The organism is Mycobacterium shigaense (assembly GCF_002356315.1).
GTDB classification, from domain to species: Bacteria; Actinomycetota; Actinomycetes; order Mycobacteriales; family Mycobacteriaceae; genus Mycobacterium; species Mycobacterium shigaense.
Map to the genome: position 1 here is coordinate 4,417,920 of NZ_AP018164.1, position 25,379 is coordinate 4,443,298.

Here is a 25,379-nt window from a genome sequence, read left to right on the forward strand (position 1 = left end):
GCTTGACATTTTGTCTTCGGGTGATGCCTGACAGTGTTTCGGCTGATGGTTGACAGTGTTTCGGCTGATCCTTGACACGGCCGGCGTCGTGTCCGCAGCTACGTTTCCTCTGCAGTTACGGCACCCTGACTGCACACACACCGTCCGCGAGACCGGCCGCGGACGGCAAGCGCGGATCCCTAGCCGATGGCTGACGAAATCGCTTGACCGTCAGCGTAGTCCATCGGCGGCCCGCCGCCCTGACCAGCACAGCCGCCCGCCACGGTGATGGCCAGTACCCTGCCGCCCCGAATGGTCCCGATGATCACCACCGGGTCATTGACGGTGAAATACGTTGTAGCAGGAACAGAGTGACCACCAGCGTGGGTGATGAATGTGGTGCTCGGGGTGGTGAGATAGGTCTGGGTGTATCCGTTGGCGCTGCGCGCGGTCACAGACCCGTCGCCGACAGCGATCACGGCGCCTTCCTGACTCACCGGTTGGGAGGCGGGCATCGGCTCCTGGCTCGCCGCCACCGTGCGCTTGGTGGGCTGAACTCCATAGGTCACCAGCGCGATCAACGCGGCCGCGCACAACCCTGACCGGCACAGCAGATCGCAGGCGCCCGTCACGCCGGACATCCGGCGCCCCTCAACGCAATCGGTCGACGGTTCCCACATGCGGTGTTTGGCGCTCATGAGTGCCCCCCAAGTGGCTTCGCGCCAAGCGGCCTCGGCGCTCACCAGTCAAGTTGTTGGGGGAAAGTTACCCGCAGTGCAACGCGCGTAAACGGGCACCCTCTGATCGCTCAGCAGTGCGGTGCCCAGCACCTCTGGGTCGGGCAATGTGTGTGATGCGCCAGGCCCACCATGGTGCCGACGTCCCCGACGCTGACGCCCCTCGGGTCCAGATTCGCGTGGACATCCGGGGCAATCTGGTCATACGTCCAGCCCCACCCGAGGTCGTCGCAGATGAGTTGCGCCATCCCGATCACGGCGGCGTCTTAGCTCCGGTGGCCAGTTCAGTCCGGCGGCACGCAACTGAGCCAGGTATCCGTCATTGACGGGATCGGCCGCCGCGATCCCCGTGCCGCCAACCAGAGCGAGACCGGCCAGCGCGGGCGTGATCAGCCAGGCTGCCCAACGACGTGCGGCCATCTCGCTCTTGAGACCAGACATGAGCATTCCGTTTCTGCCAGCCCCCGTGGCAAAAACCTACGTCGACAAGCCTGACCTCGGCAATGGTGTTCGCGCACCATTCATTTGGCAAAGGCGCGGCTACGGCAGCACCGTGTGCATCAGCATCACGTCGTACGCCGACCACAGCGAGAGATTGAAGTACAAGTCCCGTCCCGACGACCACGGGTGGATCATCGGCGCGTAGATGCCCCCGGGCATCTGGAACGACGAGACCAGCGGCTGCTCAGGGCTCCACGGCCCCTCCGGCGACGGCGCGGTCCGGGCGACCACGTCGTTGGAGCCACCGTCGGTGTAGAGCACCAGGTACTGCTTGAGGTAGTTGTTGTACTGGGCCGACATCTCCCCCACCGGACCCGGGAAGACCGGTGTCGCCGCCCCGGGGTTGTTCGGGACCCAATGCCCGCCGTTGTCGCCGTTCCAGTACTGATATTTCGTCAGGTCCGGCAAGGCGTTCGGGGGGACCCGCGACAGGAACGCCGCACCGCTACGACCCGACGGTGTCCCGAAGTTGTAGAGGTACCCGTCGTTCCCCTTCATGAACGCACCCATTTGGAAGTTTTCGTTGCCCGGGGTGAAGCCCATGCCCGGGACGGCGTCGCCCGACGCGGTGCGCATGCTGCCGGGGAAGATTCCCCAGCTCTGCCCGTTGTCGTTGGACCGCGCGATCGCCGAGTAGTTCGTCGTCCACTCGCCGTCGCGACCCCACTGGCGAATGGACATGTAGTTCATGTACTGGGTTCGGCCGATCGAAATAGCCGCGGTGGGAATGATTCCCGTCTCGTGCCCGGCCTTGTGAATGGAGTTCACCACCTGCTTGGACAGACCGTTGTTCCAGACCGGTGAGCCCGAGTAGTTGTTATTCGGCATGCCGTCCGCGATATGGATTCCGCTGTTCAGATCGTGATCGTTGCTGCGGAACAGAACGTTGTAGCGCCACTCCTGGCCGCGGACCTTGCAGTAGCCGAAGGTGTCACCGAACGCCATGAGTGTCTGGCGGTTGGCCGGATCGCCGTTGTCCCAGGCGATTCCGAGGTCCGTCCCGGAGATCCCGAAACGCTGCAGGGTTTTGTTCGGGCCATTCGGGCCAGTCACCCAGTCGACGAGCGACGTCGGTGCTCCCGCGATGGAAGCGGGCGGCGGGCCCGCCGGCGGAGGCGGCTGCGGCGCGGGCTGCGGGGGCACGGGTGCGGCGTTGGGATGCATCGGCGTGGCATTCGGAACCTGCGGGACGCCCGGCGCGGGCGGGCTTGGCTGCGGCGGCACCACGCCCGCTTGGGGAACCATCGGCGCGGCGTACCGCTGGCCCGGTGTGGTCGGCTTGAGCAACGACGAGATCAGCGGGCCCAGCTTGGGCAGCGGCGCCGAGTCATTGGCACGAGAGGGCCTGCGGCCCGTAGGAGGTTGGACCACCGGCTGCGGGGCGGGTATCGCCTGCCGCGGGGGCGGTTCCACGTTTGCTTCTGGCGCGCCGCAGGGTGTGGCGGATGCGTCGGGCGCCGGGCCTAGTGCTACGACGCAAGCGACGGCGGCCATCGTCGCCACCGATAGCGAAGCGCCTCGAAAAATCGCCGGCAAAGTCACACCTTTCCAAGGGGCAAGACGTCATTGACGTTTGCGGTGGGCTCATGTGACGATAGTGATTACTGAGGCTGCTGTGACCCCCGATCTGCCAATAGGTATGTATCCGTAACCGTGTCGCAACCGGCGTTTCGGGCCACCGGCCAGCTGGTCTGCTATTAGCCTCCGTCCGGTCTAGGGAGTCTCGTCCCACCTTCCGTACCACATCTTCGCGGCCGCCGCCGCCGTCGTCCGGCGTTCGCTGCTGCGATCTTGTCCATGCAGGTAATGGTGCTATCATCCGGACAGCGATCCGTATTCCGGTCCACATTTGAACCGCATTACGGATCGCGTATCGGGAATCACGCACACCTTTAAGGACCTGAGATGACAAACCTCCGACGATTCACCCTGTTAGCCATCAGCGGTATCGGCATCGCGACGGCACTGTGGGCCGGTTCCACCCCGACGACCGTACTGAGGGCGGATTCCACTACTACGTCGCCCACGCCGCCGACCACGCTCACCCCGATCGCACCGCCGTCATCCGCGCCGCCGGCCCCGTCCGCCCCGCCGGCTCCGCCGCTCCCGTAGCGGGCGACGCGGCGCCCGGGTGTCCGCACACCCTGCGCCAGCTCGTCGGGCCGGGTACGCTGCCATCCGCCAGCGTCAAGGCTGCGAGGTGGGCAGTGCGCCAAGGAGGGCGACCGATGAGTGCGGGCAATGGCGTGCAGCCCAACGATTCCGGGACCAGTTACCTGCGCCGTGTGGTCGCCGCGTCCATGGCCGGCACCGTCGTCGAATGGTACGAATTCTTCCTCTACGGCACCGCGGCCACGCTGGTGTTCGGCAAGGTCTTCTTCGCAAAAGGCGGCAACGACCTCGACGCCATCCTCGCCGCCTTCGTGACCTACGCCGTCGGCTTTGCGGCCCGCCCGGTCGGCGGCATCGTGTTCGGCCAGCTCGGCGATCGATACGGCCGCAAGAAGTTGTTGCAGCTCAGCCTGCTGCTGGTGGGTGCCTCCACCTTCCTGATGGGCTGCCTGCCGACCTTCGCACAGATCGGCTACTGGGCCCCCGCACTGCTGGTGACGCTCCGGTTCATCCAGGGTTTCGCGGTCGGGGGCGAATGGGGCGGCGCCGTGCTGCTCGTCGCCGAGCACAGCCCCGACCGCAGCCGCGGCTTCTGGGCGAGCTGGCTGCAGGCCGGGGTGCCCGCCGGGAACATGCTGGCCACCGCGGTGCTACTGATTCTCACAACGACCCTGTCGGATGCGGCGTTTCTGAGCTGGGGTTGGCGCGTGGGCTTTTGGCTGTCCGCGATCGTCGTGCTGATCGGCTATTACATCCGCACCAAGGTCACCGACGCGCCGATCTTCCTCGAGGTGCAGCGACAAGCGCAGTATTCCAAAAGTGCTCGTGCCGGTGTGCTGGAAGTGTTAAAACGTTATCCGCGTGGGGTTTTCACCGCCATGGGACTACGGGTGGGCGAGAACATCATGTATTACCTGGTGGTCACCTTCTCCATCACATACCTGAAGGTGCACGTCCATGCCAACACCAGGGCCATATTATGGTGGTTACTGGTAGCTCACGCCGTGCATTTCGTCGTCATTCCCCTCTTCGGCCATCTGAGCGACCGATTCGGCAGGCGCCCAGTCTATTTCGTCGGCGCCGTCGCTACGGGCCTATGGGGATTTTTCGCCTTCCCGATGATGGACAGCGGACGCAACGCGATCATTCTGTCCGCGATCGTCATCGGACTGGTGTTTCACGGCCTGATGTATGCGGTTCAGCCCGCGACCCTGGCAGAGATGTTTCCCACCCGGATGCGGTACTCGGGGGTTTCGCTGGGGTACCAGGTCACCTCGATCGCGGCCGGGTCGCTGGCACCCATCATCGCCGTTCGACTGCTCGAGACGTACAAATCCGCGGTGCCCATCGCCTGGTATCTTGCCGGCGCCGCGGCGGTCAGCGCCGTGGCCGCGCTGGCCGCCCGCGAGACCAAGGGCATCGACCTGGCTGACATCGACCTCGCCGACTCGGCCCCGCCGGGGTCCGGATCGACCGCACGCGTCCAGGAAGCCGTATAGAGCTCAGACCGGGCGGCGCAGCGACCCCGAAGCAAATCGTCATGTTTGTGTCGCGCTGGGGATGGTAATGCCCCAACAGGGTGGGCGCGTCGGCCGGCCTACGCGCCCATCTAGGTCCCGTCGGTTCAGCCCGAGAGCCGACGGGTCCGCCATTTCTGGGGTCGTCCAGGAGTAGCGTGCGCTTATGGCTGACCCCACAAGCGTCTGGATTCTGGGCGGCTACCAGAGTGACTTTGCCCGCAACCTCGCCAGGGAGAACCGCGACTTCGCCGCGTTGACCGGCGAAGTGGTGGACGCGACCCTCGCCTCGGCGCGGGTCGATGCCGCCGACATCGGGGTCGTGCACGTCGCCAATGCCTTCGGTGAAATGTTTGCCGGGCAGGGCCACCTCGGGGCCATGCCGGCCACCGTGTGCGACGGCCTGTGGGACACCCCGGCTTCCCGGCACGAAGCCGCGTGCGCCTCCGGCAGCGTGGCCGCGCTGTCGGCGATAGCCGACCTGCGCTCCGGCGCGTACGCCGCCGCGCTGGTGGTGGGGATCGAGCTGGAGAAGACCGTGCCGGGCGACGTGGCCGCGCAGCATCTCGGTGCGGCCGCGTGGACCGGACACGAGGGAGCCGACGCGCGCTACGTGTGGCCGTCGATGTTCAGCGAAGTCGCCGACGAGTACGACCGGCGCTACGGGCTGGACGACGAGCACCTGCGTGCCATAGCACAACTGAACTTCGCCAACGCGCGTCGCAACCCGAACGCGCAGACGCGGGGTTGGACGGTGCCCGACCCGATCACCGACGACGACACCACCAACCCGGTCACCGAGGGCAGGTTGCGCCGGTTCGACTGCAGCCAAATGACCGATGGCGGTGCGGGATTGGTGCTCGTCAACGCCGATTACCTGCGGGACCACCCGACAGCGCGCCCGATCGGGCGCATCGACGGCTGGGGACATCGCACCGTCGGTCTGGGCCTGCGCCAGAAACTGGACCGGGCGGCCGACGGCCCGTACGTGCTTCCACACGTGCGGGCCGCCGTCCTCGATGCGCTGCGCCGCGCGCGGCTGACCCTCGACGACGTCGACGGATTCGAGGTGCACGACTGCTTCACCCCTAGCGAATACTTGGCCATCGACCACCTGGGGTTGACCGGTCCCGGCGAATCGTGGAAGGCCATCGAGAACGGCGAAATAGAAATCGGCGGCCGGCTCCCGATCAATCCGAGCGGAGGATTGATCGGCGGCGGGCATCCAGTCGGGGCGTCCGGCGTGCGCATGCTGTTCGATGCGGCCAAGCAGGTCAGCGACGCGGCCGGCGACTACCAGGTCGAAAACGCAACGGCGTTCGGCACCTTGAACTTTGGCGGCAGCACAGCCACCACGGTCAGTTTCCTCGTCAGCGCAGTCGAAGGGGCGTAACCATGGATGTCGAGATCGTCGGCAAATTTCTGTCCACCCTGCCCGAGGACGACGACCACCCCTATCGCACCGGCCCGTGGCGACCCCAAACCACCGAATGGGACGCCGATGACCTGACCGCCGTCGAGGGCGAGATCCCGCGCGATCTGGACGGCGTCTACCTGCGCAACACCGAAAACCCGCTGCATCCCGCGTTCAAGACCTACCATCCGTTCGACGGTGACGGCATGGTGCACGTGGTGGGTTTCCGGGACGGAAAGGCGTTCTACCGCAACCGTTTTATTCGCACCGACGGCTTCATCGCCGAGAACGACGCGGGCGAACCGCTGTGGCCGGGCCTGGCCGAGCCGGTGCAACTGGCCAAGCGCGAAGATGGCTGGGGCGCCCGCACCCGGATGAAGGACGCCTCGAGCACCGACGTCATCGTGCACCGCGGTATCGCCTTGACCAGCTTCTACCAGTGTGGGGATCTTTATCGGGTGGACCCGTATTCGGCCGAGACACTCGGCAAGGAGACCTGGAACGAGCGTTTCCCGGTCGATTGGGGCGTGTCCGCACACCCGAAGGTGGATACCAGAACCGGCGAGCTGTTGTTCTTCAACTACAGCAAGCAGGATCCCTTCATGCATTACGGCGTCGTCGACCAGCACAACGATCTGGTCCATTACGTTGACATCCCGCTGCCGGGACCACGGCTCCCCCACGACATGGCGTTCACCGAAAACTACGCGATACTCAACGATTTCCCGCTGTTCTGGGATCCGCGACTGCTCGAGCACGACGTACACCTGCCGCGTTTCTACCCGGACATTCCGTCCCGCTTCGCGGTGATCCCGCGCCGCGGCTCGCCCGACGACATTCGATGGTTCGAGGCGGACCCGACCTTCGTGCTGCACTTCACCAACGCCTATGAGGACGGCGACGAGATCGTGCTCGACGGGTTCTTCGAAGGCGATCCGCAGCCGCTCGACGCCGGGGGAACCAAGTGGGACAAGCTTTTTCGTTTTCTGGCCCTCGACCGACTGCAAACCAGGCTGCACCGCTGGCGCTTGAACCTGGTCACCGGCGCCGTCATCGAAGAACGCCTGTCTGACTCCATCACCGAGTTCGGCACCATCAACCCCGATTACGCGGCCGGGAGCTATCGCTATGCCTATGCCGCCACCGGCAAGCCCGGTTGGTTCCTGTTCGACGGGCTGGTCAAACATGACCTGCACAGCGGAGGCCAGGAGGCGATCTCGTTCGGCGACGGGGTCTACGGCAGCGAGACCGCGATGGCGCCGCGCGTCGGGAGCACCGGCGAGGACGACGGCTACCTGGTGACGCTGACCACCGACATGAACGCCGACGCCTCATACTGCGTGATCCTCGACGCGGCCCGGTTGTCGGACGGTCCGGTATGCAAACTCCAACTGCCGGAACGCGTCTCGAGCGGTACCCATTCGACGTGGGCGCCGGGAGCGCAGTTGCGGCGCTGGGCGAGCGCTGATTCCGCGCCGAGCGCCGTCGCGCTATGACCGGAAAGCCGCGCCGCACCACGCACTGGCCCGCCGAGCTGGCGTCAATCGGGGCGATCCGCTTCGCCCGTCGCTCGGCGAACTTCGTGGAAACGGTGCGGTTCTACCGCGAGCTTGTCGGGCTGCCGCTGTATGAGACCTTCGCCGGCAGCTACGGCAGCAACGGCGCGATCTTCGGTCTGCCCAGCTCGCCCCTGACGATGGAAGTCGTGGAGGCCGTCGACGCCGTCGCGGTCGACCACCACGAGCAACTGTGCCTGTACTTCCCGGACAAACCGGCGCAGCAGGCCGCCGTCGCGCGCCTGGACCGGGCGGGGCACCGGCCCGCCGAGCAGCATCCGTACTGGGCGGCCACGGGTGCGGTCACCTACCGCGACCCCGACGGTCGGGAAGTCGTCTTCGCGCCCTTCGTGTTCGGCGTCAACGAACCCACCGGCGGCTCGACGTCGGGCGAGCACGAGTTCCCGTCCGGCTGAGCCTCACCGACGACGGCGACCCGCGGCGACCGCCGCGATCACCGACGCGATCGAACACACCACCGCGCCCAGGGCGGCCACGCCGCCGACATACAGGCCGTACTGGGCCGACACCGGCGGGTTGACGTTGAGCTTGTAGTACCACACCACCAGCGCGACGATAAGCAACGAAATAGCAAGGGATGCAACCGAAGCCGTCTTCACCGACAGGCCGCGAGCCACCATCGCGCCGACCACCAGCAGTGTCGAGGACAACAGCACGATGAGTTGGCCCGCACCGAACCCCGGCGGGAGCTCCAGATTGCCGTGCCGTCCGCCGATGGCGTTGGCCCAGCCGCCGCCACCCACCGCCGTCGTCAGCCACGGCATCCAGGTGCTGCCCGCGAGGATGAGGGCGAACAACGCCACCAGCCATCCGGTGCGCAGGCGGCGGATCATGCTAGCGAGGTTAACCGGGCGCCCGACGGCGCGCCGCGTGCCACGCTAGGCAGCCGATCAGCGCCGCGCGCCGCGGTCGCCATTCATGCCGGGATCGGGAGAGGTGAACACCGTCACGAACTGCTCCAGTGACTGATTGATGTCGCCCTTCAGCGCGGCCGCGACGATCATGCCGATCGGCCCGAACAGCGCCGGGCCGCCGAGGTGCACGTCGAAGCTGACCACAGAGCCGTCTTCCTTCTGCTTGACCTTGGCCATCAGCTTGACCTTGACCCCGCCCACACCGTCGCCGTTGAGCGTCATCGCCTCCGGCGGCTTGTAGTGCACGATCGTCCACTTGATCCGGTTGAGCATGCCCTTGACCTCGACGATCGATTCGATCACCGTGCCCTTCTCCAGCACGTCGGGCAATTTGCTGCGCCACACGCGGTGGATGCTCAGCCAGTCCTTGTAGCGGGACAGGTCAGAGGCATGCTGCCACGCCTGGTGGGGCGGCAGCGGTACGTCGATGGATCCGGAGAGTTTGGCCATGCGCTCAGTTGTGGTCGTCGTCCTTGGCCGCCGCCTCGGCGGCTTTCTTGGCTTGTTCCTGCACCTGGTGAATGGTGTCGGAGTACTTGCCCTGCGTCTTGTCGTCGACGAACTCGCCCGCCTTGTCGATCGCCGTCCCCACCTTGTCGGCATTCTGCGCCAGCAAGTCCTTCGCTTTGTCCAGCAATCCCATGCGTCGTCCTTCCCCTGGGCTCCCGAGCCGCTTTCGCTGGTAAACCTTAACTGCCGACAGCCCCAAGCGGTCCTGCAGGTAGCACCGCTGTGCCGGTCTGCAACGCAGCGGGCCGACATTCGTTTCGCGCTTCGTCGGCCAGATTCGCTTCAGTTCGCCTCCGGGGTCGGCTGCCGCCACCACCGGGGCGGCACGCCGAGCATTCTGGCCCGGATCCACCAGGTGGCCTCGACCGCCGCGGCGGCCAGTACCCCGATCGCCATCGCGGTGGACGTCTCCTCCTGGTTCGACGGATCGAGCAAGAATTTCTGCTGCGCCCAGGGGATGCTGAAGATCGCCACATAGGCCAGACCGCAGGCCGCCACCAGCGCCACCCGCCACCACTGGTAGGGACGGGCCGCCACCGCAAGCACCCAGACGGCGGCGACCAGCAGGGTGATCAGCGCCGCAGTCGACGCCTGGTCCTGCTGTTGGATGGTGGCGTGGCGGCCGTGGTAGGCCACCAGGTAGGAGGCGAAAGTCGCTGCGCCAACGATGGTCCCGGACGGCAGCGCGGCGGTCAGCACCCGCCGGACGAAGCGGGGATGGGCGCGCTCGTTATTGGGCGCCAGCGACAGGATGAACGATGGGATGCCGATAGTGAACCACGCCGCGATGGTGACGTGGATCGGCTGGAACGGATACAACAACGCGTCCGCCCCCAGGAATTTGGACGCCAGGCACTCGATGCCCACGAAGAAGGCGAGCAGCACCGAGTACACGGTCTTGGTCAAGAACAGATTGGCGACGCGCTCGATGTTGCCGATCACCCGGCGGCCCTCGCCGACGACATAGGGAAGCGTGGCGAACCTATTGTCCAGCAACACAATCTGTGCCACCGCACGCGATGCCGGGCTGCCCGCACCCATCGCGACACCGATGTCGGCATCTTTGAGAGCCAGCACGTCGTTGACGCCGTCCCCGGTCATCGCCACCGTGTGTCCGCGCGACTGCAGGGCATGCACGATGGCGCGCTTCTGGTCGGGCCGCACCCGACCGAAGGTGGCGTGGGTGTCCAGTGCGTCGGCCAGTTCGGTGGGGTCGGTGGGCAGTTGGCGGGCATCCATCGCCTCGCCGTACAGACCGAGCTTGGCCGCGACCGCGCCGACCGACACCGCGTTGTCGCCGGAGATCACCTTGACCGAGACCTGTTGGGCGCCGAAGTATTCGATGGTGTCTCGGGCATCGGGTCGCACCCGTTGCTCGAGCACCACCAGCGCGACCGGCGCGACGCGACCCGGTGCGCCGGGGTCGTCGACGGCGACGTCGGAGGCGCCCAGCATCAGCACCCGCAGTCCCTGCGCCCCGATCCGTTCGGCCCGCGCCGCCGCGTCCGTGGCCGGGTCGAGGAGCACGTCCGGAGCGCCGATCACCCAGTTGCCGTGACCGCGGTAGGACACCCCGCTCCACTTGGTCGCCGACTTGAAAGGTGCAGTCGCCGTGGCAATCCAGTCCGGCGGTTGGCCATAAGCCTCAGCGATCGCGCGCATGCTGGCATTAGGCCGGGCGTCGGCCGCGGCCAGTGCGCCTAGCACATCGGCGACGGACTCCGGCTCTCGGCCACCGAGTTCGTCGACCTTAGCCACGCGCATGCCGCTTTCGGTGAGCGTGCCGGTCTTGTCGGCGCACACCACGTCGACCCGCGCCAGCCCCTCGATTGCCGGCAATTCCTTTACCAGGCAGCGCCGTTGGCCGAGCCTGATGACGCCCACCGCGAACGCCAACGACGTCATCAGCACCAGCCCTTCAGGCACCATCGGCACCAGCGCGCCGACCATGCGAAGCACCGCCGGCCGCCAACCTGTGTGTGTGGTGAATAGCTGCGTGTAGATCGTCAGCAGCCCGGCCGGTATCAGCAGGTAGGTCACGATCTGCAGAATCCGGTTGATGCCGTTGCGCAATTCGGAATTCACCAGCGTGAACTTGCTGGCCTCCTCGGTCAGCCTGGCGGCGTAAGACCGCGGACCGACCTCGGTGGCGCGGTAGGCGCCGCTGCCGGCGACGACGAAGCTGCCCGACATCACCGCGTCTCCGGTCCGTTTGTCGACCGGGTCCGCCTCGCCGGTCAGCAGGGATTCGTCGACCTCCAGGTTGTCCTGCTCCACGATCACCCCGTCGACGACGATCTGGTCGCCTGGGCCGAGCTCGATGATGTCGTCGAGCACGACCTCGGTGGCCGGCAGCGCCCGAGTCCCGGATTCGCGGCGCACCACGGGCTTTGCCTGCCCGATGATGTTCAGCTTGTCCAGCGTTTGTTTGGCCCGGATCTCCTGGATCATGCCGATGCAGCTGTTGGCGACGATGAGCAGTCCGAACAGCCCGTTGATCACCGACCCGGTGGCGAGCACGATCAGCAGCAGCACACCCAGGATCGCGTTGATCCGGGTGAACACGTTGGCCCGAACGATGTCCGCGACGCTGCGGGCGGCGCGTTGCGGCACGGCGTTGCTCTTACCCTGGGCTACCCGTTCTGCCACCGCGGCATCGGTGAGCCCGGCGTTCATCGGGTGAACGTCCCCAGCTTGTCGGAGTCGTAGTACTCGAGGTTGAGCGTGTTCGGCGCGAAGACGGCCTTGGAAATCGTTCCGGGCGGAGCGTTTTCGTCAGTTATCGAGAAGGTGAAGGTGTCCGCATCCCAGTGCGTCAGGGTGAACAGCTGATTCTTCGGCCCCAGCGCGAGCCGAAGCTGACCGTTGTCTTGCGTCACCACCGCCGGCCCCCAGTAATCACTGGCGTATACGCCCAAGTATTCGGTCAGCGGCCGGGGCAGCGCGGGGTTGGCGGGAGCCTGCTTGCCGACGAGCGAGCCCTCCGGGTTGTTCATCCAGCCGAGCGCATGGTTGTACAGGCTCGGCCAGTTCTCCCGGATCTGGCCGTACTGAACCAGATCCATGAACTGGGCGGTCAACGCCTCCGGAATGCCGTAGGGCGCACCGTTGGTCAGCGCGATGATGCCGACGTCTGCCGACGGCATCACGACGAAGTTGGTCGCCGCGCCCGACGAGAAACCGCCCGAGTGGCTGTATACGGTCCGCCCGGACGAACTCACCGAAGAGTTGAACCCGTAGCCGTAGAAGCCCGCCCGCGCCTTGGGAGACGCCGCGGGCACCGAGACGGTCTGTGGCGTGAGCGCGGATGACAACGCCTCCGGCGCGACGAGGCGTTGCCCGTCGTAGGTTCCGTTGCCCATCAGCAGCGTCAGCCAGCGCGCCATGTCGTTGACCGATGAGCTCACCCCGCCGGCGGGCGTCTGCGCGTCGGGATCGCGCTGAAAGCGTGGCTCCCATTTGTCGCCAACCTTGACGTGCAGGACGGCACGGTTGGGCCGGGCCAGAAAATCGGCGTACTTCGAACTCGTCGACGACATCCCCAGCGGGCGGTACAGCACCTCGTCGGACAGATCCTCCCAGGACTTACCCGCCGCGGTGGCCACGGCCTCGGCCGCGGCGGTCAATCCGAAATTGGTGTAGGCGTAGCTGCTCCGGAAGGGTGCCAACGGCAGATACTTCAGCCGTTCCAGCACTTGGCGGCGGTCGTAACCCAGGTCCTCGAGTTTGTCGCCGGCGTGATCCGGCAGCCCGGAGCGATGGGAGTACAGGTCGGCGACGGTCACGTGGCCGGTGACGTAGGGATCCGACAGCGCAAACCACGGCAATTTGGTGGTTAGCGTTGTGTCCCAGGCGACCACGTTGTCGGTGACTTCGCGCGCGACGACTGTGGCGCCCACCGACTTCGACACCGAAGCCAGCTGGAACACGGTGTTGGCGTCGACCGTGTTGTCCCGGCCGCTGCCCTTACTCTCGTCCTTGACGCCGAAGCCCTTGGCGTACAACGTCTTTCCACCGCGCACCACGGCTACGGCCACGCCCGGGACGCCGGTGCTTCTCATCAGGTCGCCGACCAGGCCGTCGAGCTTGGCGACCGCGTCATCGATGCGGCCGGGCGGGACGTCCAGACCCGACACCTCGTTGGGCGGGGCGTCGGACAAGGCGGACGCCGGACTCGACGCCGGTTTGCCGGCCCCGCATCCGGTCAGCGCCAGCAACACCGTCAAGCCAGCGGTCGCCGCCGTACGCCTCGTCATGCCCGCAGACTCTACGGCGGCCGGTCAGAGCCGCCACCACGGGTTGAATCGTGGCGGCGTGCAGGGATCGATCCGCTCACCGGGCGCCGGTACGGCCACGGTGACTTCGGCGTCGTCGGCGGACGCGAGCAGCCGCTCGACGGGCTCGGCCCACGGGTGCGGCGCCAACCGGAAGGTGGCCCAGTGCACGGGCATCAGCAATCCCGAGCCCGACGCCGTCAGGTCGAGATGAGCCTGCACCGCGTCCTCGGGATTCATGTGGATGTCGGGCCAGGCCCGGTGGTAGGCGCCGATGGGCAGCAGCGTCACGTCGAAGGGACCGTGGTCGGCGCCGATCTGCGCGAAGCTCTTGGTGTAGCCGGTGTCGCCGCCGAAATACACCCGGCGGGTGGGGCCGACGATGCCCCAGGACGCCCACAGCGTGGTGTTGCGGTCCAGGAAGCGCCCCGAAAAGTGCCGCGCCGGAAGGCAAATCAGGCTGAGCTCGCCCACGTTGCCGCTCTCGTGCCAGTCGAGTTCGACGATGCGGTGCTCGGGGATGCCCCACGAGCGCAGGTGTGCGCCCACACCCAGCGGCACGAAGAACGGGGCGCGCTGAGTGCGGGCCAGCGCGAGAACGGTGTCGATGTCGAGGTGGTCGTAGTGGTCGTGGCTGATCACCACGGCGTCGACGGCAGGCAGCGCGTCAAGCTCCATCGGCGGCGGATGCAGCCGCTCCGGCCCGACCACGTCCGACGGCGAGCACCGGTCGCTCCACACGGGGTCGGTGAGCACCAGGTAGCCGTCGACCTCGAGCAGCGCCGTGGAGTGTCCGAGCCAGGTGACCGCCAGCCGACTGATGTCGCCGTCGAACTTCCCCGGCGAGCCCAACGGGATGGGCGCACCCGGCCGGGTTTTCCCGCGTGCCCCCACGAACTCCCGGGCGATCATCGCCAGCTGCTGGCGGTCCGGATTGGCCGTCGAGGCCGGATCGAGGTTGACGAAGACGCCGTCGCGGTAGTTCGGGGAGCACTCGGTCACCGACCGCACCGCGCTCGGATCGGCACCGAGCGCCTCGGGTGTGCCGTGCAGCGCGCGCAACAGCCACCCCCCGGCGGCAAGCGTCACGCTGCCCGCGGTCACTCGCAGCGCTGTGCGCAGCATGGCGATCAGGCCCCCTGGAACCTCGGCGGCCGCTTCTCGACCCGCGCGACCTGCGCTTCGATGACGTCCTGGCTACCCCAGGCCCTATCGAAGAGTTCCTTGTGCACCGGCCAGGCCTCCTCGATGGAGCCGTCGTCATTGAGCACCCGCTTGGCGTGCTGAATCGCCAGCGGCGCCAGCTCCGCGATCTCGGCGGCCCACGCCTGCGCATCGTCCAGTGTCCCAAGGCGATTGGCCATCCCGGTCTGCAGCGCAATGTCTGCACTCAGCTTCTCGGCGGCCAGCAGCATCGCCCGGGCCCGCCCGTGCCCGACCAGTGAGGACAGCCGGCGAATGCTCCAGTTATCAAGAGCCAGGCCGTATTTGGAGGTCGGGAACTGGAAAAACGCGTCCGGCGCCACGACCCGCAGATCGCATTGCATGGCCAGCTGCAGGCCCGCGCCGATCGCGGGCCCGTTGATGGCGCCGATCACCGGAATGGGCGCGGCGTCCAGCACCTTGTGCAGCTCGATCAGCCGGTCGGGGTAGTCGGCCGCGAAAGCATCGCCGGACAAGTCCGCGCCGGCGCAGAACACCGTGCCCTGGCCGGTCAGCACGATCACGCGGGTGGATCCGTCGCCGGCCTTCGACACGGCTTCCCGCAGCTCGTCGACCAGTTGTGAGTTCAAGGCGTTGCGGCGCTCGGGGCGCTGCAATTCGATGGTCATAACGGCTTCGACCTGGGTGACACCGATCATGGGCGCCAGCCTATATAGCCTCGAGTCGTGAGTGGCATCACGACCGACCAACTCCGGGCCGCGGTGCTCGACGAGGGCTCTTTCGTCAGCTGGGACAGCGCGCCGCTGGCGGTCGCGGCTGACGAGGCCTACGCACGAGAGCTGGCCGACGCCCGCGCGGCCAGCGGCCGCGACGAAGCGGTGCTGACCGGTGAGGGACGCCTGTTCGGGCGCCGGGTGGCGGTCGTGGTGTGCGAGTTCCGCTTCCTGGGCGGCTCGATCGGGGTGGCGGCCGCCGAACGGATCACCGCGACCGTGCAGCGCGCCACCGCCGAGCGGCTGCCCCTGCTGGCTTCGCCGAGTTCCGGCGGCACCCGCATGCAAGAGGGCACTGTCGCGTTCCTGCAGATGGTCAAAATCGCCGCGGCCGTCCGGCTGCACAAGGAGGCGCACCTGCCCTACCTCGTCTACCTGCGCAACCCGACCACGGGCGGGGTGTTCGCCTCATGGGGCTCACTGGGCCATGTCACGGTCGCCGAACCCGGCGCGCTGATCGGGTTTCTCGGGCCGCGGGTGTACGAACTGCTCTACGGCGAACCGTTTCCGCCGGGCGTGCAGACCGCGGAGAACCTGCAGCGGTACGGGGTGATCGATGGCGTCGTCCCGCTCGACGAGCTGCGCCGGACGGCCGATCGTGCGCTGCGGGTCATCGCCGATGCCGCCGAGCCGCTGCCCGCGCCGCAGCGACCCGAACCGATTCCCGATGTTCCCGCCTGGGATTCGGTGGTGGCGTCGCGGCGGCCGGACCGGCCTGGCGTCGGGCATCTGCTGCGGCACGGGGCCACCGACCGGGTATTGCTGTCCGGCACCGGACACGGCGAGGCGGCGACGACCCTGCTGGCACTGGCCCGATTCGCCGGCCAGCCGGCGGTGGTGTTAGGTCAGCAGCGGCTGACCGGCGGCCTCGTCGGGCCCGCGTCGCTGCGGGAGGCCCGCCGCGGCATGGCGCTGGCCGCCGAGCTGCGGCTGCCGCTGGTGCTGGTCATCGACACCGCCGGCCCCGCGCTGTCGGCCGAAGCCGAGCAGGGCGGGCTGGCCGGCCAGATCGCCCAGTGCCTGGCCGAGCTGGTGACGCTGGATACCCCGACGGTGTCGGTGTTGCTCGGCCAGGGCAGCGGCGGCCCGGCGCTGGCGATGGTGCCCGCCGACCGGGTGCTGGCCGCGCTGCACGGCTGGCTGGCGCCGCTGCCGCCCGAGGGCGCCAGCGCTATCGTGTTCCGTGACACCGATCACGCCCCCGAACTGGCTGCGGCCCAAGGCATTCGGTCGGCCGACCTGCTGCGGTCCGGGGTTGTCGACGCCATCGTCGGGGAGCATCCCGACGCCGCCGACGAGCCCGTCGAATTCTCCCAGCGCCTGGCGGGGGCCATTGCCGCGGAAGTCCATGCGCTGCGGCAGATTCCCGACGCCGAGCGCCGCGCGGCGCGGTTGCAGCGCTACCGCCGCATCGGATTGCCCTGAGCCGCTTGGGTTATCCGGGCGGCGTCTGGTGCATCACAGGTCAACCATCCCGCGCAGGGCCGGGTGTTCGGCAGGCCGGTGCCGCAACCAGTCGAGCCCCTGCGCCGGGCTGTTCTCGGCGATCGTGGGATCTGTCATCGCGTCAGCCGCACGATGTGGTCCGCGATCTCGGCGGCACTATCTTCAGGAAAGAAATGCCGACCGGGCACTGGCGTGGGTCGGTCGACTCCGGCGAAACGCGCGGCGATCAAGCCGTATTTGCCGATTTTGAGAAGGGGATCGTCGACACCCCAGAGCACCTGAACCGGGTACGGGGCATTGGACAAGGCCTGAGCGTAGAAATCGGTCTTGACCCGAGTGGTCTCGAATCCGCGCATGATCTTCCGAAACGCCTGCGCGCCATCCGATCCGAGAAGCAACGACTGATGGACCGCGATCTCGTCATCGGTGATGCGCGTCTGCGGCGACAGACCAGTCAGGCGCATCAGCTTGCGGAACACCGGTCCACGGCCGGCATTGAGCCATACCCAATCGAGCACCGGCCAGGCGAATGGCCGCATCGGCCACGGCTTACGAAACGTGTGGACCTCGACCATCGTGTTGAGGATCGTGAGGGAGGCGACTCGTTCCGGCACCCGGGCGGCGACCTCCAAACCCACCGGCCCTCCGATATCGTGGACTACGAGATGGAATCTCTGGATATCCAACGCGTCGAGGGTCTTTCGCAGATGTTTGCCTAGTCCGGTCCACGAGTAGTCGAGATCGACCGGACGCGCGGACAATCCGAGGCCGGGGAAGTCCGGTGCGACGCCGCGCAGGCCGCGGGCCGACAACTCGGGCAGCAATTTACGCCATAGGTAACTCGATACGGGAACGCCGTGGACACAGACCACGGGAACTTCCCCGGCACCTTCGTCGCGAACGAACGTCCGGACGCCGTCGACATCGACGAAGTGACCCGCGCTGCGGTGTGCTTCGAGAAGTGCTTCGAACTCGCTGGCCACAGCTGTCCTTTCGCCCGTTCGCGCTCCGGGTCTATCTTGGACCGATCAATTCAAGATAACAGCATCGGTGTTAGCATGAAACCCCGTCAGCAGAATTTCCGAAGGACCCATGGCCGACATCAAGCATTTCGACGTCGACGCTGCGCTCGACGCCATTGTTTCGCAATTTTGGCGAAACGGCTTGGCCGCGACTGGGATTCAAGACATCGTTACAGCGACCGGCCTCAATCGATCGAGCCTTTACGGCGCCTTTGGAAACAAGCAGAGCATGTACGTGCATGCACTACGTCGCTACATCGACACCTGGGCCGAACCCGTGCATCGGCATCTCACTGAAAGCGGGCGTGGGGTGCCGGCGATCATCGATCTGTTTGACGCCCTGATTCAACTGCGGTGCAGCGGAACCTTCGCCGGCTGGGGATGCATGATCACAAACGCGCACGCCGGCATCGAAAGCGCTGAGCCCGAGATCCGGTCGCTGCTGAACCGGCACCACGAGCAGCTGCGGGGCGCCCTCGGCGCGGCCCTGCACGCAGGGCTTGACGAGGGGCAACTGTCCGGCGTCACCGACGTCGATGCGGCCGCCGGTGTGCTGGCCGCTTTGGTTTACGCAATCAATCTGCGGTCTCGTTCGGGCACCGACGCGCCAGCGCTGCGACGCGCGGTGGCCAGCACTTTCGCCTCGCACGGATATGCAGTCGGCGAGATACCCGACCAAGCCGCAACCGCATGACGACCCGGTGCCCGACCCAAGCTGCGAATGTCCGCGCGCGGCAGCAAAATTCGAAGATGGCACTGCCAATAGCCATCGCTGGTCGCGGCAAAGCCTCGATAGGATAACCATTTAGCCACCACAGGACTCCCCTATGACGCGTCTTCGGCCACGATCAGGCAAAATGGGCGGCATGGACATTGGTGCCGGCTCACCTCGCGTCTTGGTCGTCGACGACGACTCCGACGTGCTTGCCTCGCTGGAACGCGGCCTACGGCTGTCCGGCTTCGAGGTCTCGACCGCTGTCGACGGAGCCGAGGCGTTGCGCAGCGCCACCGAGACCCGGCCCGACGCAATCGTGCTCGATATCAACATGCCGGTGCTGGACGGCGTCAGCGTCGTCACCGCGCTGCGCGCCATGGACAACGACGTGCCGGTCTGCGTGCTGTCCGCCCGGAGTTCGGTCGACGACCGCGTGGCCGGCCTGGAAGCCGGCGCCGACGACTACCTGGTCAAACCCTTCGTGCTGGCCGAACTCGTCGCCCGGGTCAAGGCGCTGCTGCGTCGCCGCGGTGCCACCGCGACCTCGTCTTCGGAGACGATCACCGTCGGCCCGCTGGAAGTCGACATTCCCGGTCGGCGTGCTCGCGTCAACGGCGTCGACGTCGACCTGACCAAGCGCGAGTTCGACCTGCTGGCCGTGCTGGCCGAGCACAAGACCGCGGTGCTGTCCCGCGCGCAGCTGCTCGAGCTGGTGTGGGGTTACGACTTCGCCGCCGACACCAACGTCGTCGACGTCTTCATCGGATACCTGCGCCGCAAGTTGGAAGCCAACGGCGGTCCCAGGCTGCTGCACACCGTTCGCGGAGTCGGGTTCGTACTGCGAATGCAGTAGCCCGCCATGAAATTCCTGTCGCGGATTCTCGCCCGTACGCCCTCGCTGCGAACCCGGGTGGTGCTCGCGACAGCCCTCGGCGCCGCGATCCCGGTGCTCATCGTGGGCGCGGTCGTGTGGGTCGGCATCACCAACGACCGCAAGGAGCGGCTGGACCGCCGCCTCGACGAGGCCGCCGGCTTCGCGATCCCGTTCCTGCCGCGCGGCCTGGACGAGATCCCCAACTCACCGAACGACCGCGACGCCATCCTGACGATCCGGCGCGGCAACCTGGTGAAGTCGAACTCCGACGTCACGCTGCCCAAGCTCGCGGTCGACTACGGCGACACCTACGTCGACGGCGTGCGCTATCGGGTGCGAACGGTGGAGATCCCTGGCCCCGAGCCGACCTCGCTCGCCGTGGGGGCGACGTACGACGCCACTAAGGCCGAGACCAATAATTTGCACCGCCGGGTATTGCTGATCTGCGGATTCGCCATCTTCGCGTCGACGGTGTTCGCGTGGCTGCTCGCGTCGTTCGCGATACGCCCCTTCAAACAGCTCGCCCAGCAGACCCGGTCGATCGATGCGGGCGACGAGACGCCGCGGGTGGAGGTGCACGGCGCCACCGAGGCCGTGGAGATCGCCGAGGCCATGCGCGGCATGCTGCAGCGCATCTGGGACGAGCAGAACCGGACCAAGGAAGCGCTCGCCTCGGCCCGCGACTTCGCCGCCGTCTCCTCCCATGAGCTGCGCACCCCGCTGACCGCGATGCGCACCAACCTCGAGGTGCTCTCCACCCTGGATCTCCCCGATGAGCAGCGCAAAGAGGTGCTGGGCGACGTCATCCGAACCCAGTCCCGGATCGAGGCGACGCTCTCCGCGCTCGAGCGGCTGGCCCAGGGCGAGCTGTCGACGTTCGAGGATCACGTGCCGGTCGACATCACCGAACTGCTCGACCGCGCCGCACACGACGCCACCCGGGTCTACCCCGACGTCGACGTCTCCCTGGTTCCGTCGCCGACCTGCATCATCGTCGGGTTGCCGGCGGGGCTGCGCCTGGCCGTCGACAACGCGATCGCCAACGCCGTCAAGCACGGCGGCGCCACCCGGGTCCAGCTGTCGGCGAACAGCTCGCGCGCCGGCGTGGAAATCGCCGTCGACGACGACGGCACCGGTGTGCCCGAAACCGAACGCCAGGTCGTTTTCGATCGGTTCTCCCGCGGCTCGACCGCCTCGCATTCGGGTTCGGGACTGGGACTGGCGCTGGTGGCGCAGCAGGCCCACCTGCACGGCGGGACGGCCTCGCTACACGACAGCCCGCTGGGCGGCGCCCGCTTGCTGCTGCGCCTGCCCGCCCCGAGCTGACGCGGTCAGTACCTGGGCCGCTGCCGCCACGGCGTGAAATGCGCTCGCGCGGCGGATTCCTCGTCGATGAACCAGACCTGGGCGACGGTCGCGTCGTAAACGGGGTCGTCGGGCGTGTAGCAGAGCTTGGTATCCATGCGGCCCTTGACCATCCACCCGGGCGGGCCGCTGCCATCCGTCCCGGGGTTCGCCGAGCCCGGCCCGTAGGGCGCGACCGGCGAGACCCTAATCCGGATCGTCGAGAATTCTTGTCCGGCAGGGATTTTCGTCGTCAGTGGGTCGGTGGCGACCTTGGTGGTCGGTGGGTCGGCGACGATCCTGGTCGTCGACGGCTCCGGCGTCGCCGCTGCCGATCCCGGCGGTCGGCGGCGGCCGGGGCGAACCAGCAACGCGAGCGTCAGTACGAAGCCCATTGCGAACGACAGGCCGAACAACCACCAGTGCGGGTGATTCATCGTTGCCCGCGCACCTTGCCCAGGGCGGCGGCGATCAGCCAGGCGGCCGCCGAGCCGGTCACGAAAGCCAGCAGGTACCACAGCCACTGGATCACGAAATCCATGGCAAGCTCCTAGCCGACCCCGGGACCCGAGGCGGCAGGAGGCGAAGCCGGCCCGCCAACGGCAAGCCCGTCAATCACATTCAGATGCGACCAGGTGTGCCTGACGTCGCGCTCGATGGTGTTCTTCTGGTCCTGCGAGACGGCCGTCCCGGTCAGGGTGATGGTGTCTGCGCCGACCGCGAAATCGAAGTCGGTGATCGACGCGCTGTCCTTGAAAAGCGATCCGGCGTGCGAGAAATCGAGCGCGTCGACAGCGGGATGGAGCTTGATCTGATCGATGATGTCGATGCCCGCGGGCAGCGCCCCCCGCAGCGTCTTAAGCAGGATCGCCTTGGCGGAATCGTCGGGGACCTCCCCGGTCAACGTCATGTCGTTGCGCTGCGCACAATCGACATGGGCGCCAGGTTGAGCTTCGGTGCGCCCCGCTTGCCCGGGGGCCCCACCGTCGCCAGCGCGCCAGCGGACGCGTTGCCCGACCGGCCGGGCGCCAAGGCCGCGTGTCCGATCACGGCGATCAACAACGGAATGACCAGCAGGCCGATCAGCCAGACAAGACCGGGCCGGCGCTGACCGGATCGCGCCCGTGAACCCACCGGTGTCCCCTCGCCAAATCATTGCCGCGGCTCGTCGGACCCGCCTGCGACATGCAGCCTACCGAGTGAGCACTCGCAGGACGGCCCGCGTCCGGCACACTGGAGCGATGGCCGATGGCAGCAATCCAGGCGACACCGAAACCCTGGCACAGATCCGCGACCTGGTCGCCGAGGAGAAAGCCCTGCGGGCGCAGCTGCAGCGGCACGACATCAGCGAATCCGAGGAACACGACCGCCTGCGCTGCGTCGAGATCGAACTCGATCAATGCTGGGACCTGCTGCGGCAGCGTCGCGCGCTGCGCGAAACCGGCGGTGACCCCGGTGCGGCCTCGGTGCGTCCGCCTGGCCAGGTCGAGGGCTACCTCGGGTAGAAGACCGCCACCGCCATGGCCGTAGACGGCGCACGGGATTTCGATGTCGTCGTGGTCGGCGGCGGCCACAACGGTTTGGTCGCGGCCGGCTACCTGGCCCGGGCGGGCCTTCGGGTGCAGGTGCTCGAGCGGCTCGGGCACGTCGGCGGGGCCGCGGTCTCGGCACACGCCTTCGACGGCGTCGGAGTGCGGCTGTCGCGGTATTCCTACCTGGTCAGTCTGCTGCCGCCGCGGATCGTCGCCGACCTGGGTGCCGAAGTGCGATTGGCCCGGCGGCGGTTCTCGTCGTACACCCCGCAACCGGCGACATGCGGGCGCAGTGGGTTGCTGGTCGGGTCGCGGGATTCGTTCGCTCGGATCGGGGCCGCCGACGACGAGCCCGCCTTCGACGCGTTCTACCGGCGCTGCCAACTCGTCACCGAACGGCTGTGGCCGACATTGCTCGAACCGCTGCGCACCCGGGAACACGCCCGGCACCACGTGCTCGCGGCGGGCGACCCCGAGGCCGCGTCCGCCTGGCGGGCGATGATCGACGAGCCGATCGGGCACGCCATCTCCGCCGCGGTGCGCGACGACCTGGTCCGCGGGGTGATCGCCACTGACGCGCTGATCGGCACCTTCGCCCAGCTCGACGACGCGTCACTGCGGCAGAACATCTGCTTTCTCTATCACCTGGTCGGCGGGGACTGGGATGTTCCGATCGGCGGGATGGGCGCGGTGACCGCAGCGCTGGCCGCCGCGGCCGGCCGGTACGGTACCGAAATCATCACCGGCGCAGAGGTTTACGCGGTCGATCCGGACGGGCGGGTGGACTATCGGTGCGACGACGACGAGCGCGTGAGCCGGGGCCGGTTCGTGCTGGCGGGCGTGACCCCGGCGGCGCTGGCCGAACTGCTCGGCGAGCAGCCGGCGGCGGTGGCCCCCGGGGCGCAGGTCAAGGTGAACATGGTGCTGCGGCGGCTGCCGCGGTTGCGCGACGACCGGGTGACTCCCGAGCAGGCGTTCGCCGGGACGTTTCACGTCAATGAAGGCTGGAGCCAACTGGATTCGGCGTATTTTCAAGCGGCGGCCGGGCGGCTTCCCGACCCGCTGCCGTGTGAGGCCTACTGCCATTCGCTGGCCGATCCCAGCATCCTGTCGGCCGAGCTGCGCGACGCGGGGGTGCAGACGATGACGGTGTTCGGGTTGCACACCCCGCACTCGCTGGTCGAGGGAACCGACCCCGACGTCGTCCGCGACCGGCTGACGGAGTCGGTACTGGAGTCACTGAATTCCGTTCTGGCCGAACCGGTTCAAGACGTATTGCTGCCCGACGCAAGCGGCCGGCCGTGTGTCGAGACCACGACGACGCTGGACCTACAACGCGCCCTCGGCATGACCGCGGGCAACATCTTCCACGGCGCGCTGTCCTGGCCGTTCGTCGAGGACGGCGCCGCGCTGGACACACCGGCCAGGCAATGGGGTGTGGACACCGCGCACGAACGAATCATGGTGTGCGGCTCGGGCGCTCGCCGCGGCGGCGCCGTGTCGGGCATCGGAGGCCACAACGCCGCGATGGCAGTGCTGGCCTCGCTGGGCTAGCGCCCGTCGATGCCCACGTAGTCGCGCTCGGTGTAACCGGTGTAGATCTGACGCGGACGGCCGATCTTGCTGTCGCTGTCGTCGTGCATCTCACGCCAGTGCGCGATCCAGCCGGGCAGCCGGCCCAACGCGAACAACACGGTGAACATCCGGGTCGGGAAGCCCAGCGCCCGGTAGATCAGGCCGGTGTAGAAGTCGACGTTCGGGTAGAGCTTGCGCTCGATGAAGTAGTCGTCGGTCAGCGCCGCCTCTTCGAGTTCCTTGGCGATGTCCAGCAGGTCGTCGTCGCCGCCGAGCTTGGCCAGGATCTTGTCGGCCTGTTCCTTGACGATGCGGGCGCGCGGGTCGTAGTTCTTGTAGACGCGGTGGCCGAACCCCATCAACTTGACGCCGGCCTCGCGGTTCTTCACCTTGCGGACGAACTCGCTGACGTCGTCGTCGCTCGCGCGGATCTGCTCGAGCATCTCGAGCACCGCCTGGTTGGCGCCGCCGTGCAGCGGGCCCCACAGCGCGTTGATACCGCCGGAGATCGAGGTGAACAGGTTTGCTTGCGACGACCCCACCAGCCGCACCGTCGACGTCGAACAGTTCTGCTCGTGGTCGGCGTGCAGAATCAGCAGCATGTCCAGCGCCCGTACCACCTCGGGGTCGGGGTCATAAGGCTCGGCGGGCAGTCCGAACGTCATCCGCAGGAAGTTCTCCACCAGCGACAGCGAGTTGTCGGGGTACAGGAACGGCTGACCGATCGACTTCTTGTAAGCGTAGGCGGCGATGGTGGGCAGCTTTGCCAGCAGCCGGATCGTCGACAGCTCGACCTGCTCGCTGTCGGCCGGGTCCAGCGAGTCCGGGTAGTACGCCGAGAGCGCGTTGACCGTGCTGGACAGCACCGGCATCGGGTGGGCATTGCGCGGGAAACCGTCGAAGAACCGCTTGAGGTCCTCGTGCAGCATCGTGTGCAGCTGGATCCGCTTGGTGAAGTCGGCCAGCTGTTCGGTGCTGGGCAGCTCGCCGTAGATCAGCAGGTAGCTGACCTCGATGAACGTTGACTTCTCGGCGAGCTGGTCGATCGGTATGCCGCGGTACCGCAGGATGCCGGCGTCGCCGTCGATGTAGGTGATGGAGCTCTTGCACGCGGCCGTGTTGACGAAGCCATTGTCGAACGTGGTGAGGCCCGTCTTGGCCAACAGGGAGCCCAGCGCAACGCCGTCGTTTCCTTCGGTGGCGCGCACGATGTTCAGGTCGATATCGCCACCCGGGTACTCGAGTTTGGCGGTGTCGTCGGTGTCGGCCACGAGAACCCCTTTGCGCTCTGGCTGATATGGCTGGCCCGCACGAAGTGCGTACTGCTGAAGGTAGTCGTTATTGCGACAGCGCGCCCGCCCGGGGGCCGGGTCCGCAGTGAGTGTGTCCGCGGTTATGG

26 protein-coding genes are annotated in these 25,379 nt (G+C 67.3%); 10 read left to right on the forward strand and 16 right to left on the reverse strand.

The annotated features are described in order from the left end of the window. Positions 1-179: 179 nt before the first annotated feature. The 3 genes from MSG_RS20570 to MSG_RS20580 all read right to left on the reverse strand — a co-directional run bounded on the left by MSG_RS20570 (position 180) and on the right by MSG_RS20580 (position 2,753). A complete protein-coding gene (locus MSG_RS20570; protein WP_142404546.1) occupies positions 180-722 on the reverse strand; it encodes a hypothetical protein in 543 nt (180 codons plus the stop codon). Between the two features lie 65 nt (positions 723-787). After that, positions 788-964 (reverse strand): DUF732 domain-containing protein, encoded by a 177-nt coding sequence (locus MSG_RS26260; RefSeq protein ID WP_232011317.1) that lies wholly within the window; start codon positions 962-964, stop codon positions 788-790. A 292-nt stretch (positions 965-1,256) separates the two neighbouring features. After that, positions 1,257-2,753 carry a DUF4185 domain-containing protein gene (locus tag MSG_RS20580; protein ID WP_096444701.1) on the reverse strand — a complete coding sequence of 499 codons (1,497 nt, stop codon included), beginning with the start codon at positions 2,751-2,753 and terminating at the stop codon, positions 1,257-1,259. 692 nt (positions 2,754-3,445) lie between these two features. Between MSG_RS20580 and MSG_RS20585 the strand changes: the two genes are divergently transcribed. The 4 genes from MSG_RS20585 to MSG_RS20600 all read left to right on the forward strand — a co-directional run bounded on the left by MSG_RS20585 (position 3,446) and on the right by MSG_RS20600 (position 8,232). Further along, positions 3,446-4,828, forward strand: a complete 1,383-nt coding sequence (locus MSG_RS20585) for an MFS transporter (RefSeq protein WP_096444702.1) — start codon at positions 3,446-3,448, stop codon at positions 4,826-4,828. 184 nt (positions 4,829-5,012) lie between these two features. Further along, a complete protein-coding gene (locus MSG_RS20590) occupies positions 5,013-6,239 on the forward strand; it encodes an acetyl-CoA acetyltransferase (protein WP_096442521.1) in 1,227 nt (408 codons plus the stop codon). Between the two features lie 2 nt (positions 6,240-6,241). Further along, the gene (locus MSG_RS20595) at positions 6,242-7,756 is read left to right on the forward strand and encodes a carotenoid oxygenase family protein (RefSeq protein WP_096442523.1); all 1,515 of its coding nucleotides are present in this window, start codon (positions 6,242-6,244) and stop codon (positions 7,754-7,756) included. After that, positions 7,753-8,232 carry a VOC family protein gene (locus tag MSG_RS20600; protein ID WP_096442525.1) on the forward strand — a complete coding sequence of 160 codons (480 nt, stop codon included), beginning with the start codon at positions 7,753-7,755 and terminating at the stop codon, positions 8,230-8,232. The genes MSG_RS20595 and MSG_RS20600 overlap by 4 nt, the downstream gene beginning before the upstream one ends. Positions 8,233-8,235: 3 nt before the next feature. Here MSG_RS20600 and MSG_RS20605 read toward each other — a convergent pair whose 3' ends face one another. The 7 genes from MSG_RS20605 to MSG_RS20635 form a co-directional block, all read right to left on the reverse strand. Continuing rightward, on the reverse strand, positions 8,236-8,670 hold the full coding sequence (locus MSG_RS20605) for a hypothetical protein (RefSeq protein ID WP_096442527.1): 435 nt from the start codon (positions 8,668-8,670) through the stop codon (positions 8,236-8,238). 57 nt (positions 8,671-8,727) lie between these two features. Further along, a complete protein-coding gene (locus MSG_RS20610; RefSeq protein ID WP_096442529.1) occupies positions 8,728-9,201 on the reverse strand; it encodes a type II toxin-antitoxin system Rv0910 family toxin in 474 nt (157 codons plus the stop codon). A 4-nt stretch (positions 9,202-9,205) separates the two neighbouring features. Beyond that, the gene (locus tag MSG_RS20615; RefSeq protein ID WP_096442531.1) at positions 9,206-9,394 is read right to left on the reverse strand and encodes an antitoxin; all 189 of its coding nucleotides are present in this window, start codon (positions 9,392-9,394) and stop codon (positions 9,206-9,208) included. Between the two features lie 149 nt (positions 9,395-9,543). Beyond that, a complete protein-coding gene (locus MSG_RS20620) occupies positions 9,544-11,937 on the reverse strand; it encodes a cation-translocating P-type ATPase (protein ID WP_096442533.1) in 2,394 nt (797 codons plus the stop codon). Beyond that, entirely contained in the window at positions 11,934-13,517 is a 1,584-nt protein-coding gene (locus MSG_RS20625; protein WP_096442535.1) for a serine hydrolase, read from the reverse strand. The genes MSG_RS20620 and MSG_RS20625 overlap by 4 nt, the downstream gene beginning before the upstream one ends. A gap of 24 nt (positions 13,518-13,541) precedes the next feature. Continuing rightward, entirely contained in the window at positions 13,542-14,660 is a 1,119-nt protein-coding gene (locus MSG_RS20630) for an MBL fold metallo-hydrolase (RefSeq protein WP_096442537.1), read from the reverse strand. Positions 14,661-14,665: 5 nt separating this feature from the next. Next, entirely contained in the window at positions 14,666-15,397 is a 732-nt protein-coding gene (locus MSG_RS20635; protein ID WP_096442539.1) for an enoyl-CoA hydratase, read from the reverse strand. Positions 15,398-15,424: 27 nt separating this feature from the next. Between MSG_RS20635 and MSG_RS20640 the strand changes: the two genes are divergently transcribed. Next, positions 15,425-16,897 carry an acetyl-coenzyme A carboxylase carboxyl transferase subunits beta/alpha gene (locus MSG_RS20640; protein ID WP_096442541.1) on the forward strand — a complete coding sequence of 491 codons (1,473 nt, stop codon included), beginning with the start codon at positions 15,425-15,427 and terminating at the stop codon, positions 16,895-16,897. Positions 16,898-17,031: 134 nt separating this feature from the next. On the opposite strand, the gene MSG_RS20645 is transcribed toward MSG_RS20640, so the two are convergent. Continuing rightward, the gene (locus MSG_RS20645) at positions 17,032-17,901 is read right to left on the reverse strand and encodes an alpha/beta fold hydrolase (RefSeq protein ID WP_096442543.1); all 870 of its coding nucleotides are present in this window, start codon (positions 17,899-17,901) and stop codon (positions 17,032-17,034) included. A 109-nt stretch (positions 17,902-18,010) separates the two neighbouring features. Between MSG_RS20645 and MSG_RS20650 the strand changes: the two genes are divergently transcribed. The 3 genes from MSG_RS20650 to MSG_RS20660 all read left to right on the forward strand — a co-directional run bounded on the left by MSG_RS20650 (position 18,011) and on the right by MSG_RS20660 (position 20,855). After that, positions 18,011-18,634, forward strand: coding sequence for a TetR/AcrR family transcriptional regulator (locus MSG_RS20650; protein WP_096442545.1), 624 nt, complete (start codon positions 18,011-18,013; stop codon positions 18,632-18,634). Between the two features lie 163 nt (positions 18,635-18,797). Further along, entirely contained in the window at positions 18,798-19,508 is a 711-nt protein-coding gene (prrA, locus tag MSG_RS20655; protein WP_083098101.1) for a two-component system response regulator PrrA, read from the forward strand. A gap of 6 nt (positions 19,509-19,514) precedes the next feature. Beyond that, entirely contained in the window at positions 19,515-20,855 is a 1,341-nt protein-coding gene (locus MSG_RS20660; RefSeq protein ID WP_096442547.1) for a sensor histidine kinase, read from the forward strand. A 5-nt stretch (positions 20,856-20,860) separates the two neighbouring features. Here the strand turns inward: MSG_RS20660 and arfC are convergent, their stop codons facing one another. From arfC to MSG_RS25235, 4 genes are read right to left on the reverse strand one after another with little or no spacing between them, the layout of a single operon-like run. After that, on the reverse strand, positions 20,861-21,310 hold the full coding sequence (gene arfC, locus MSG_RS20665; RefSeq protein ID WP_096442549.1) for a channel accessory protein ArfC, sunset domain variant: 450 nt from the start codon (positions 21,308-21,310) through the stop codon (positions 20,861-20,863). Beyond that, positions 21,307-21,414 (reverse strand): channel accessory protein ArfB, encoded by a 108-nt coding sequence (arfB, locus tag MSG_RS26295; RefSeq protein WP_441338210.1) that lies wholly within the window; start codon positions 21,412-21,414, stop codon positions 21,307-21,309. Before arfB ends, arfC begins: the two co-directional genes overlap by 4 nt. Positions 21,415-21,423: 9 nt before the next feature. Next, entirely contained in the window at positions 21,424-21,783 is a 360-nt protein-coding gene (gene arfA, locus MSG_RS25230; protein ID WP_096442551.1) for a channel-forming protein ArfA/OmpATb, read from the reverse strand. Then, positions 21,780-22,007, reverse strand: coding sequence for a hypothetical protein (locus MSG_RS25235; protein WP_096442553.1), 228 nt, complete (start codon positions 22,005-22,007; stop codon positions 21,780-21,782). The genes arfA and MSG_RS25235 overlap by 4 nt, the downstream gene beginning before the upstream one ends. Positions 22,008-22,114: 107 nt before the next feature. Here MSG_RS25235 and MSG_RS20680 point away from each other — a divergent pair, with 107 nt between their 5' ends. Both MSG_RS20680 and MSG_RS20685 read left to right on the forward strand, forming a co-directional pair. After that, positions 22,115-22,378, forward strand: a complete 264-nt coding sequence (locus tag MSG_RS20680) for a DUF2630 family protein (protein ID WP_096442555.1) — start codon at positions 22,115-22,117, stop codon at positions 22,376-22,378. 15 nt (positions 22,379-22,393) lie between these two features. Beyond that, positions 22,394-23,959, forward strand: a complete 1,566-nt coding sequence (locus MSG_RS20685; protein WP_096442556.1) for a phytoene desaturase family protein — start codon at positions 22,394-22,396, stop codon at positions 23,957-23,959. On the opposite strand, the gene MSG_RS20690 is transcribed toward MSG_RS20685, so the two are convergent. Beyond that, positions 23,956-25,251, reverse strand: a complete 1,296-nt coding sequence (locus MSG_RS20690; protein WP_096442558.1) for a citrate synthase — start codon at positions 25,249-25,251, stop codon at positions 23,956-23,958. The genes MSG_RS20685 and MSG_RS20690 overlap by 4 nt on opposite strands. Positions 25,252-25,379 lie beyond the last annotated feature (128 nt).